Raw genomic sequence first — 9,639 nt, forward strand, 5'->3', positions numbered from 1 at the left:
AAGTTATAGATGATAAAGCGAATCAATGGTATGGTTGACCATACTACATATCTCAGGACCTGCAACTCCCAGTTCACCAATTACTAAAGATGATAATACTGTCGCAATCTTATCAGGCCTAACTACGGATGAAGTCTTCAGACCACTCATATTAAATTCCGGATGTGATTCATCCAGAATAACAACGCACGGAGGAGCTGCTCCTCCCGGAATACGTGACGATATAAATGCCAGGACAACATCATACCTTCCTTCATGCAGGACAGGAGCCGGACATAACTTTGGATGCTGTTAAATCTGTAAAAGGGAAAGGAACCAGAACAATAGTTCCCTTCATTTATACACAACCTTCAGATAAAAAAACAGAGTAGAGATCAGGTTCACCTTCCAGAAATCCCTTAAGTGACTTTTCTGATAGAGTCATCAGTCCAATAGTTTCCCTGTCGTTAATCAGCATATCAAGCTTATCAGAAATCTGGAGAATCTGGTCTTTAATTTCTCTAATTTATCTTTCCATATTTATCTCTTTATTCTGGCAGTCAGAGGTCATATCCAGTCTCCATCAATTATTATATCTTTAAGACTTTGGCACTTTTATAATTAATTCTGTGCCAATTTTCAAACGAAAAGGAAAATCTTTTGTTCAGAATGAATGCTCACTTCTGCTCCGGCATCTTAACAGAGAACATAATATCCCTCTGCCTGAGTCTCCCCTGTTGTTATTTTCTTATTTCCGGGTGTGAAATACCTTTTAACATTTCTAAGACTCTTATTCTGATCCTAAACAACAAATTTCAATGCTATATACCATAATTATATAAGATTCATCTTACATAGGTGAGTAAGATCACAATGGATATAGCAATAACCAAAATGAGTTCCAAAGGACAGATTGTTATTCCATCAGAGATGAGGAAAACAATTCAGAAGGATGAAAAATTTATAATAATAAAACATGAAGAGCAGTTCATCTTAAAAAAGGTGAGTGATCTGGACAGTAATTTTGAAGCTGATCTAGAATTTGCAAAAAAAACTGAGGAAGCATTTAATCAGTACAGTAACGGGACATTCATTAAGAAGAATAAGCAGGAATTTATTGACGGACTCGATGAATGGTGACTGTATATTATGATCCATTCTTCGAAAAAACAATCCGGAAGATAAACGATCAAAAGGTAAAAACGAAAGTAAAAAAACAGATTATAAAAATCCTGGAAAACCCGGAAATTGGCAAACCTATGAAATACAACCGGAAAGGTACAAGAGAATTATATATTCCCCCTTTCAGGCTATCATATTATTATGACTATGAAACCGAAACCATAGTTTTCCTGACAATATACCATAAAGATAATCAGTAGTTCCAAAGTTAACTGCTCCGGACACAATCGGCACAGCCTGATATTTTGGTGGTGCTTAAAGCTGACTGTTCATCGGTGTTTCAGACCGTTTCCAACCAGAATTATTTCCCCCTTGCTCCCTTATCTATCTCCTTAAGACCTTTTTCCGGTGCACCAACAGCCAGACATTCCTGCCTGTACATCTTTTGTCACAACAGCAGCGACAGGTGCACCCCCCACCATCATCCTTGATCAAAGATGTAAGTTACCGGGTTGATAAACTATGTAATGCTTTCGAGAGTGACATTTCCTGCGAGTGCAATTAAAAATAGTCATATTATAAATTGTAATTACCACAATCTAAATCATTCATTATCTGATTCACTACGTTTTTTAATAATTCTCCATACAACGTTATCAAAATCTTTTTCCAGCCATTTTTTCCGGTCTTTTGTATAATTACCACTGCCATGTGAATAACTCTGAATAAACCTTACAGCGTCTTTTGGACCCAGGTTTTTTACCAGGACTTCAAACCCAATTATTCTGATCTCATTTAATGTCTTATTTACCATGTATATCCTCCATATGCAATATTAACCAATTCTCAAAATTATGCTCCATTTAATGATCTTTATGGATATTTGGTGATTTAATCAGCTTTTTCTTTCCAAACTCTTCCATTTCTTCTTTGCTCATATAATACCCTGAATCCATAAGGAGATAATTTCCATATTGATCCAATATATAAATCATTAAAACTATTCCTGGACCAATAACTCCAATACCAGCTAAAATTCCCATAGCTTTGGTTGAAAGAAATGAAACAAGGGTTAAAACAAATATTGCCAAAACTGTAAAGATTACAAATTTCCTTAGGCTATAAACTCCATTGAATATAGACATGTTATTCACCCTTAATACGCAATTATATTCACTTCGGGAGATAAATAAGTAGTGCCTAAGAAGCACATTCAGACTTTTCAGTGATGTTTAAAGGAGACTTTTCATCATATTTTCCAGACTGTTTCCAACCGGAAATATTCCCTTATATCTATCCGGCATCTTAAACCCTACCGATGCACCTACTGCAAACATTCCTGCCGGAAACATTTTTTGTCACAACAGCACCGGCAGCGACAAGTGCACCCTCACCGGCCACAACTCCGGGAAGAAACGTTTGCATTGGCACCGATTGAGACGCCTTTCTTTATCACCGGATCTTTGACATCGCTTTTGATACTGCCTTTACTGCTGCCGTGGATGCCACAGTGCGGAGGATACGGGCCATTAATAAATACTGCATTTGGTCCGATGACGACATTATCTTCAGATATAATCACCAGCAAATTCTTTATTGTCTCATACTACAACATATACTTAAAGTTGAAAGTCAACATGCCAGATAATCTTATTTCCGTTGTGGAAGAATCAGAGGGCTTAAACAGCAGCCTCATCTCAAAGATACGCCTGGAAATTCTGTGGGCACTCTCTGAACTTGGCGAAGATGGAGCCACAGCACGGCAACTTAAGGCCGGACTGAATCTGAGCGACGGCGCAACCTATACAAACCTGAAAAAACTTGCAGGAATGGGTTATCTCCGCTGCGAAAAAGTGATTTTCGAAGGAGAAGAACTGGAACTTTATGCTATAACCCCAAAAGGACTGACTGAATGGCAGCGTGTCCGCAACTGGCTCTGCAAACTCCTGGAATGTGAAGGTGACACCTGTGAGCGATAGAAGCAAAGCAATTGCCTGGCTTTCGTGAAGCAGATTTTCAGATGGAAAAAAACCTGTTTGAACACCGGCTCATCGCTCAAAAGATCATCTACCTATTGAAACTGAAGGGAATCACATTTAAGTACCCTTTTCACCTCTACGTCAGAGGGCCCTACTCACCAGCCTTTGCGTGGGATTACTACCATTATGCTGATGAATTTTACCGGTGCAAAACAGAGGACATACTATCACCTGACGAAGTGGATTACATTGCTGAACTTACCGGCCTCTTTAATAAAAACCCCGCCCTGCTTGAGATCGGGGCGACTTACAGCCATCTGGCCTTCGAGATGCACAACCCACCGCAACAGGCATACAGGACAGTCAGGAGAATGAAATCTTTCTATTCCAACGAACTGATTATCAAAGGTATCAACAGAGCAAAGCAGTACCTCTTTATCCCCACCGAAGATGAGAAGAAAGCACTCGAAACCGAGCTGAATAAATGGCAGCTGGCTGGAATTCAGTCAATGAGGCATTAAAATGCAAAGAATGAGAGGAGATATCTGGTTTGTAGACCTCACCGACGCACGGGGGCACGAACAGGGCGGGCTACGACCTGCCATAGTGCTTGCCGTTGCACATGGGAGCATAACCATTGTAGTCCCAATCACAACAACTCAGGCAGCATTTTCATTCCCATACAGCCATGGCTAGAAAAAAGTTCACAAAACGGGCTTTCCTGCAATAGTGCAGCACTGATCTTTCAGATTGTTGCCCTCTCTAAAAACCGTTTTGTCAGAAATACCGGAAGATGTTCAGTTGAGGATATGGACGCGATAAACATTCTTTTAAAAGATCTGCTCTCTCTAAAATAACTGATATTTCCGGAATATAGAATATTTATACCAGTTTCAGATGTAAATACTGACATACACCCCGGATGTAAATTTCCAATTACCTCTTCAAAGGAGTTCACGGAACTCTTCAGTTGTAAGTCCGGCCTGATAAATAATGGACTGAAGAGTTTTTGGTGCAGGAATTTCACCTGAGTGGACAAAGGACAGTTACAATTACATCGTTTTCCCGGTTATGAAAATAGTGATGCCTCCCTCTGACACCCACAGGCTCAAAATCAGCTTTTTTGAGTGCCTTAACGACCTTTTCCCCGGAAATTCGTGGAAGTTTCATATTCCGGCTTTTGCAGTATTCATTGTGACAGTTACTTCAACCGGAACTGGCTTACCGAGTTTTTTTGCAACTTCAATATAACCGGCAATGGCCTTCTCTATATTTGCCAGGGCCTGCGTCCCAATCTGACCCCTCACTGATACATCCGGGCAGAGATGGTACTGTTACAGTATAACCTCCATCTTCATTCTTTTCCATCATTACTGTGTATCGAAGGTGATTGTATGACATATGAAATTCTTCTATGCAGATAATTATTTTATAGTTATATAGGTTTTCTCAAGGACCTTAAAATAATCTCCGGCTATTGAATCTCTGGGTAATGTCTGAAAATCCGGAGATGTCCGGTTATTCATTATGTCTACTGCTTATCCATTTCATTTAATCCGGAAAATTAGTTTTCTGCTTACGCACCACTAAAAAATCCGGCTGAACCGTCAGCGGAACTGTCGGAATTTTCAGTGATGATTAATAATGGTCAGTCAACACTGTTTTTTCAGACAGCGTCCTTATGTGGATGATTATATTTGGGCAGAAAACAGCAGCTATAATAAGTTATTTATGTTTTCAGTTCATATTATGCAGTTAATGAAGAGGGTTCAGGTCATCGCTGACGGGTATGTCCAGAGGGTGGGTTATAGGGATTTTGTCCAGAAGGAAACTTTCTGCCGGGATATTACAGGATATGTTAAAAACCTCGATGATGGCAAAGTTGAAATTGTCGCTGAAGGAAGTGAAGAGGAACTTCAGGCTTTTGTTTCACGAATCAATATAACAAAATATCCAATTAATGTTACTGAATGCAATGTTTCATGGCAGGAAGCAAAAGAAGAATTTAAAAAATTTGAGATTAAAAGAGGCGATCGGGAGGAAGAAACTTTTGAGAGACTGGATTACGCCGGGAAAATCAAAGAGATCAGGAAGGAACTTGTCTCTATAAAAGATGCACTGGCAAGAGCGGGTATTAAAGTCTGAATTATGATTGCCGGTATCTGAAAAACAGTTATATCCTGAGTTTATTCTCATGCGCATGCAGTTCTGCGTTTCCTGGGTTGATGTGGCCCTTTTTTTCCTATAAATCCGGAAAATTCCTTCTTTAATTCTGAGACAACAGACCCTGAGGCTATCATTCCTGTTCTTATAACCTCTGAAACTGCCTTTATTTTCTCTTCATCGATTAAAGGGTTTTGCAACCGGAATCATCTTTTGGCACCCGCCGGACAGCACGCTGCGACCTGCCCGGACCTGTTCAGTTGGGCAAAAACTATTGGAAAAGGCAACTGGAGTATTCTCTTCATTAATCTTTGTGGACAGATGTGGAGATGAAACAAATCTGTAATTACTGCATTAAGGCTGATGAAGATATCATCTTTTGATTACCGTGCCGGCAGGAATGTACACAGGACTCCGGAGTGAGATATTATTTACTATTCCACAGTCTCCTTCAATGGTTATGGAAATGTCAACTGATACATTGTTTCATACAGCCATTGAGGCACTTGTTGACATAGCTATAATTATTGAAACAAGCATGAGTGAAAGTCAGAAGGTCAGAGATTATGAATAATTTGCTGCTTTATTTGATGGTGGATTTATTGGTCCTGATGAATATAATGCCATCCGAAGACTAAATGGTTTTAGAAATGCGGTTGTTCATGCATATGACTCTCTGATACTTGATGAAATATATGATAATTATGAATCAATCATCAATGATATTGGACAAATAACTCAGCTTTTCTGTGAAAAATTATGATTATGATTTCATTTCCGGAGATTTGGATATGTGCTGTCCGGATAAAATTAACCTGTGAACATTCTTATCACCACGCCCAATGCCTTTGTAGATGAAACCTGCCTCAATCCACATATCCGGATCAATAACATTCCGGCCGTCAACAATTACAGGGCACTTCACTCCTACTCTTTTGGCAACTTCCTCCGGTTTTAAAGTTAAATATTCCTTGTGTCCGGCAAGAACAGCGATGACATCAGCACCGGCAATGACTCCATCAAAGTCCTGTGAGATGGTGTCACCTTCGTCAAGTCCGGGATAACTGAGAACATGGGGGTCATGAATGCTGATGTCTGCGCCGGCATCTTTGCAGAGCCTGTAGTATATCTCTGCCGGAGTATCCCTTGCGTCATCTGAATTGGCAAGGAAGGCCCATCCGAGCAGGGCAATTTTGATTTCGTTTTCCGGCCCCTCTAAAACTTTTCCGGCACGCCTTAGTGCCGATTTTGTCAGGGTAAACATATGATGGGGCATGAAGTCATTTATCTGCCGGGCAAGAACATACAGTGATTCCTTTCCTTCAGGGAAGTCAAGAGGTTCGGGAGACATGCGGGAATCTTTTGTTCCTGCATTGAGTCCTAATTCCGTGTTGACAATTTTAACTCCACGCTCCAGGTGATAGGTGTCCTTCGTTAAACAATGGCCGCCGACACCGGCACCGGGCCAGAGCATTGCTCTTGTGATGCCTTCTCCCTTCAGGGAGTTAACACCTCTCCGGACATCATAGAAGTTTATTCCCATGGCCTCGCAGTAGAGTGCAAGCTGGTTAGCAGCTGCGATCTGGAGATCTCTGAAGGTGTTCTCGGCAGTCTTTGTGACCTCGGCAGCCGTTGCACTCATAGGAATCAGCTCTCCTTTGGTGAGCACAGGGCCGTAGAGTTCCATCGCGCGCTTTGTGCTCGGTGAATCCATACCGTCCGGAAGTGCTCCGTCTGCGCCATAGCTCTTAATCCCGCCGACAATTCTGTCATGCTCGCGGATATTCCTCAGAAGTCTTCCAACCATAACCCTTTCAGGTGCATGTGCAAGACAGAAGTCAACCCCTGCAACAAGTCCGGACTCTTCCTCAAGGATCTCCCTTGCCATTCCTTCAGTTGTTCCGGGTGTAATGGTTGACTCCAAAACCACAAGAGTTCCGGGAGTCAGATACCTGCCGGCATTTCTAAGGCCCATTATTAATGGAGTAAAATCCGGGATGAGATCCTCTCTGCTCTTAAATGGTGTCTGTATTGCAAGGGTTATGGCATCACACTCAGAAAGCCTGGAAAAATCAGAAGTACATTCAAATTTCTTTCTGCCAACAGATTTTCCGGAAGATTTCCCATCTCCATCGGATTCTGCATTGCCTGTGACCTTTTTAATCAGTTCATCAAGCCCCGGCTCCTCACCCTTAAGCGGGCTTTCCCCCGCATTGAGCATATCGATTTTATATCCGGAAGTCTTTGAATCACGCTGAAATCCATAGACATAATCAAACTCCGGTGCATCTGCAAAGAGCACTGCCGCCGGAATTCCGACATAGCCCATACCGATTACCCCGATCTTTTTAATCGGCCCTCTGGCCTTCAGAAGACCTTTAATTTTGCTGCTCATAGATGGACTTTTCCTCTGTTGTATTTATTAAAACCGGCTTTTTGTATAATATTTTGCTTCAGTTCAGTGTTATACTATAATAATCCGGCATTTCATCCGGAAATTTCGTTGATAACCTTACAGATATACCTGCATTCTTCCTCACTCACACCCGGATGCACAGGAAGACTCAGAATCCTCTGGCTTAAATCCTCAGCCACAGGACATTTAGGATTTGGCATATTGACATAAACCGGCTGTCTGTGAACCGGAACAGGATAATGAACTGCTGAACCTATCTCTTTTTCTTCCAGATATTTCATAAATTCATCTCTTTTCATCGGGAATTTTTCTTCAACCAAAACTGCATACTGGTGATACACATGCAGGCAGTCAGGGTTATTCCGGGGTTTTGTAATTCCATCATGAACAATCTCTGAATTAAATATTTCAGCATTTCTCTGCCGGAGTCTATTCATAACTGAAAGCTTTGAAAACTGCACCCTGCCGATTGCTGCATCAATATTGGACATTCTCATATTATACCCTATTTCAGTATGTAAGTACTTCTCACTCTGTCCGTGATTGATGATTCTTCTTATCTTATCAGATAACAGAGAATCATTGCAGGTTATCATACCCCCTTCTCCGGTGGTCATATTTTTGGTTGGATAAAATGAGAAGCATCCGGCATCACCGAAAGAGCCGACTTTTCTGCCTTTATATTCTGCACCGTGAGCCTGTGCACAGTCCTCAATTAAGAGAAGATTATTATCTTTGCAGATCTCCATAACAGGCTTCAGATCAAAAGCCTGCCCGAAGAGATGAACTCCGATGACAGCTTTTGTCCGGTAAGATAAATTCTCCATAATCTCATCCGGACATATATTAAATGTCTGCTTATCTACATCCACACAGACGGGTTTTGCACCGCAGAGACTGACTGCCGAAGCAGTTGCAAAAAAGGTAAAAGAAGGTACAATCACCTCATCGCCTTTGGAGATTCCGAGTGCAAGAAGTGCCGCATGAAGTGCCGCAGTTCCGGAATTGATGCCAACTGCCTCTTTTGTACCTATAAATTCTGAAAATTCCTTCTCAAATTCAGATACTACAGACCCGCAGGCTATCATGCCTGATCTTATTACCCCGGCAAATGCTTCGATCTCCTCCTCCCCGATGAAGGGTTTTGCGACCGGAATCATCTCCTGGCCCCCTCAGGCATCTCCTTAAACCGTGCCGGTGCACCGACAGCCAGCATTCCTGCCGGCACATCCTTTGTCACAACCGCTCCGGCGGCGACAAGTGCACCCTCACCGACTACAACTCCGGGCAGAATCGTTGCATTGGCACCGATTGAGGCACCTTTTTTTATCACCGGACCTTTGATGCCTCCGCGTGGAGGATACGGGTCATTAGTAAGTACTGCATTCGGGCCGATGAAGACATCATCCTCAATTACCACATTTGTAGGTATGTACACAAGGCTCTGAAGTGAGACATTATTCCCGATTGTACAGTTGCCTTCAATGATAACCGAACTGCCGACAGATACATTGTTCCCGATTGTTGTCTTCTCCCGAATCATCACTGAATGTCCGGATGAAAAATTGTCATCGATTACAACATCACTGTAAATAACGGTCCCAGGTCGTAATGTGAAGTTGTCCCCGATGGTAACTCCGGTAAAATTCTCTTTGCCGATATTTTCCCTTGAGGGAAAGCCAAGGGTAACATTCTTAAAAATATTCCCTCCGTCTCCAAGTTTGTTTATGCCGTATGTGTCAGGTTTATCCATTAAATCTCCATATCCTAAAGGCTATGCAATTATTAATGTCTTACATAAGTATTAGATTTTTCATGCCTGATCTTAAAACCCGGTAGCTGTCTTAATCCTTCCTCCCAGATAAAAGTTTCTGCGACCGGAATATCTTTTGTCTCCGATATCAGGGGACGGTACAGGAAAAATCCGTGACGTGCCTCTTCAGAGATGAAATTTCTGTGCGGGCAGGTCGAAATCCCGGA

General features: G+C 41.8%; 17 protein-coding genes. 9 read left to right on the top strand and 8 right to left on the bottom strand.

The genetic code is table 11. The annotated features are described in order from the left end of the window. Positions 1 to 852 precede the first annotated feature (852 nt). Positions 853 to 1,119: an AbrB/MazE/SpoVT family DNA-binding domain-containing protein gene (locus L6E24_RS13380; RefSeq protein WP_257742451.1), complete on the top strand. Its 267-nt coding sequence runs from the start codon at positions 853 to 855 to the stop codon at positions 1,117 to 1,119. Then, positions 1,113 to 1,361, top strand: coding sequence for a type II toxin-antitoxin system RelE family toxin (locus L6E24_RS13385; protein WP_257742452.1), 249 nt, complete (start codon positions 1,113 to 1,115; stop codon positions 1,359 to 1,361). Before L6E24_RS13380 ends, L6E24_RS13385 begins: the two co-directional genes overlap by 7 nt. 344 nt (positions 1,362 to 1,705) lie before the next feature. On the opposite strand, the gene L6E24_RS13390 is transcribed toward L6E24_RS13385, so the two are convergent. Together L6E24_RS13390 and L6E24_RS13395 are read right to left on the bottom strand one after the other, a co-directional pair. After that, positions 1,706 to 1,915 (bottom strand): hypothetical protein, encoded by a 210-nt coding sequence (locus L6E24_RS13390; RefSeq protein WP_257742453.1) that lies wholly within the window; start codon positions 1,913 to 1,915, stop codon positions 1,706 to 1,708. Between the two features lie 49 nt (positions 1,916 to 1,964). Then, positions 1,965 to 2,246: a hypothetical protein gene (locus L6E24_RS13395; protein WP_257742454.1), complete on the bottom strand. Its 282-nt coding sequence runs from the start codon at positions 2,244 to 2,246 to the stop codon at positions 1,965 to 1,967. Between the two features lie 492 nt (positions 2,247 to 2,738). Here L6E24_RS13395 and L6E24_RS13400 point away from each other — a divergent pair, with 492 nt between their 5' ends. The 4 genes from L6E24_RS13400 to L6E24_RS14795 are packed head-to-tail and all read left to right on the top strand — an operon-like array spanning position 2,739 to position 3,937. Continuing rightward, a complete protein-coding gene (locus L6E24_RS13400; RefSeq protein WP_048145428.1) occupies positions 2,739 to 3,080 on the top strand; it encodes a transcriptional regulator in 342 nt (113 codons plus the stop codon). Positions 3,081 to 3,091: 11 nt separating this feature from the next. Next, positions 3,092 to 3,601, top strand: a complete 510-nt coding sequence (locus tag L6E24_RS13405; RefSeq protein WP_257742455.1) for a hypothetical protein — start codon at positions 3,092 to 3,094, stop codon at positions 3,599 to 3,601. A 10-nt stretch (positions 3,602 to 3,611) separates the two neighbouring features. Next, on the top strand, positions 3,612 to 3,776 hold the full coding sequence (locus tag L6E24_RS13410; protein ID WP_257742456.1) for a type II toxin-antitoxin system PemK/MazF family toxin: 165 nt from the start codon (positions 3,612 to 3,614) through the stop codon (positions 3,774 to 3,776). A 41-nt stretch (positions 3,777 to 3,817) separates the two neighbouring features. Then, the gene (locus tag L6E24_RS14795) at positions 3,818 to 3,937 is read left to right on the top strand and encodes a hypothetical protein (protein WP_373021272.1); all 120 of its coding nucleotides are present in this window, start codon (positions 3,818 to 3,820) and stop codon (positions 3,935 to 3,937) included. Positions 3,938 to 4,103: 166 nt separating this feature from the next. On the opposite strand, the gene L6E24_RS13420 is transcribed toward L6E24_RS14795, so the two are convergent. The 3 genes from L6E24_RS13420 to L6E24_RS14800 are packed head-to-tail and all read right to left on the bottom strand — an operon-like array spanning position 4,104 to position 4,481. Further along, positions 4,104 to 4,250 carry a type II toxin-antitoxin system HicA family toxin gene (locus tag L6E24_RS13420; protein ID WP_257742458.1) on the bottom strand — a complete coding sequence of 49 codons (147 nt, stop codon included), beginning with the start codon at positions 4,248 to 4,250 and terminating at the stop codon, positions 4,104 to 4,106. Beyond that, the gene (locus L6E24_RS13425; RefSeq protein ID WP_257742459.1) at positions 4,247 to 4,387 is read right to left on the bottom strand and encodes a type II toxin-antitoxin system HicB family antitoxin; all 141 of its coding nucleotides are present in this window, start codon (positions 4,385 to 4,387) and stop codon (positions 4,247 to 4,249) included. Before L6E24_RS13425 ends, L6E24_RS13420 begins: the two co-directional genes overlap by 4 nt. Continuing rightward, positions 4,323 to 4,481, bottom strand: coding sequence for a type II toxin-antitoxin system HicB family antitoxin (locus tag L6E24_RS14800; RefSeq protein WP_373021066.1), 159 nt, complete (start codon positions 4,479 to 4,481; stop codon positions 4,323 to 4,325). The genes L6E24_RS13425 and L6E24_RS14800 overlap by 65 nt, the downstream gene beginning before the upstream one ends. A 348-nt stretch (positions 4,482 to 4,829) precedes the next feature. On the opposite strand from L6E24_RS14800, the gene L6E24_RS13430 reads away from it, so the two are divergent. From L6E24_RS13430 to L6E24_RS13440, 3 genes are all read left to right on the top strand, one after another. Further along, entirely contained in the window at positions 4,830 to 5,225 is a 396-nt protein-coding gene (locus L6E24_RS13430) for an acylphosphatase (protein WP_257742460.1), read from the top strand. Between the two features lie 397 nt (positions 5,226 to 5,622). After that, a complete protein-coding gene (locus tag L6E24_RS13435; RefSeq protein WP_257742461.1) occupies positions 5,623 to 5,817 on the top strand; it encodes a hypothetical protein in 195 nt (64 codons plus the stop codon). Positions 5,818 to 5,868: 51 nt separating this feature from the next. Beyond that, positions 5,869 to 6,006: a HepT-like ribonuclease domain-containing protein gene (locus tag L6E24_RS13440; RefSeq protein ID WP_257744042.1), complete on the top strand. Its 138-nt coding sequence runs from the start codon at positions 5,869 to 5,871 to the stop codon at positions 6,004 to 6,006. Here the strand turns inward: L6E24_RS13440 and L6E24_RS13445 are convergent, their stop codons facing one another. From L6E24_RS13445 to L6E24_RS13455, 3 genes are all read right to left on the bottom strand, one after another. Continuing rightward, a complete protein-coding gene (locus tag L6E24_RS13445; RefSeq protein WP_257742462.1) occupies positions 6,007 to 7,638 on the bottom strand; it encodes a nucleotide sugar dehydrogenase in 1,632 nt (543 codons plus the stop codon). Between the two features lie 92 nt (positions 7,639 to 7,730). After that, positions 7,731 to 8,819: a DegT/DnrJ/EryC1/StrS family aminotransferase gene (locus tag L6E24_RS13450; RefSeq protein ID WP_257742463.1), complete on the bottom strand. Its 1,089-nt coding sequence runs from the start codon at positions 8,817 to 8,819 to the stop codon at positions 7,731 to 7,733. Beyond that, complete coding sequence (locus tag L6E24_RS13455) at positions 8,816 to 9,412, bottom strand: DapH/DapD/GlmU-related protein (protein ID WP_257742464.1); 597 nt, start codon at positions 9,410 to 9,412, stop codon at positions 8,816 to 8,818. Before L6E24_RS13455 ends, L6E24_RS13450 begins: the two co-directional genes overlap by 4 nt. Positions 9,413 to 9,639 lie beyond the last annotated feature (227 nt).

The sequence above is a fragment of the Methanoplanus endosymbiosus genome (genome assembly GCF_024662215.1).
GTDB classification, from domain to species: Archaea; Halobacteriota; Methanomicrobia; order Methanomicrobiales; family Methanomicrobiaceae; genus Methanoplanus; species Methanoplanus endosymbiosus.